The sequence below is a fragment of the Shewanella sairae genome (genome assembly GCF_023283535.1).
Classification (GTDB): Bacteria; Pseudomonadota; Gammaproteobacteria; order Enterobacterales; family Shewanellaceae; genus Shewanella; species Shewanella sairae.
In genome coordinates, this window is record NZ_JAKILT010000200.1 from 1 (window position 1) to 801 (window position 801).

Annotated in this window: 1 pseudogene; it reads right to left on the reverse strand. The window is 45.6% G+C overall.

What is annotated here, in order from left to right:
- Positions 1-801: pseudogene (locus tag L2748_RS24150) on the reverse strand (conjugal transfer protein TrbE); the annotation flags it as partial.

The window sequence follows — 801 nt, forward strand, 5'->3', positions numbered from 1 at the left end:
GAAGATTTTAGTTGGGCAAGCGGTCATGAGTAACTCAAATATTTCAGAGTTGGCTACTTCGCCCAAGCTTTGAGTGAAAAGAGCAACTACACAGTTCTTTTTGCGTAATACGCGTAACCATTCTTCAATCATTGCCCTAAAGACAGGATTTTTAAGGGCTACCCAGGCTTCATCAATCCACAGGAAAGCGGGATGACCGTTTAAGCTCAATTCAATTTGCCTGAACAGGTATAACAATACAGGCAGCAACTCTTGCTCACCGCGGCCCATGAGCTCACCTATCTCAAACACCTGTAATGAGGCTTGCTTAAAGCTGTCAGCTACATTGTTGATTAATGCCCCTGCACTGCCAATGGTGTAGTACTTAAGCGCTTCTGCGACCTCAAGGTCTGCGACGTTCACAAACTCACTTAAGGTGATGTGTTGAAGGTCGGGTGTATCTGCAAGCTCTCTTAATGTGGCTAGGATTTCATTTTTTTGCTTTGCCGTAACGTGTAGACCTTGGAGCGCCAATAGTTTGATAACGTATTCAGCGGTCCAGTCAAAATCCTCTCTTAGTTTAGACAGTGGCGCAAAGCTGATGTTTTGGTCTTTGCAGATATCATAATGCACCCCGCCACACTGGCTTATGGCATAAGCTGAATAATCCTTATCCATAATGAAGTGTTGGCTATTGGGATAGCGCAACGCTTGAGCAACGAGGGTGGTCAGTAAGGTTGATTTCCCCATACCAGGTGGGCCAAATACCAACGTATGGCCTAAGTCGCTGTGATGCAGGTTTAACCAAAATGGCGCGTTACC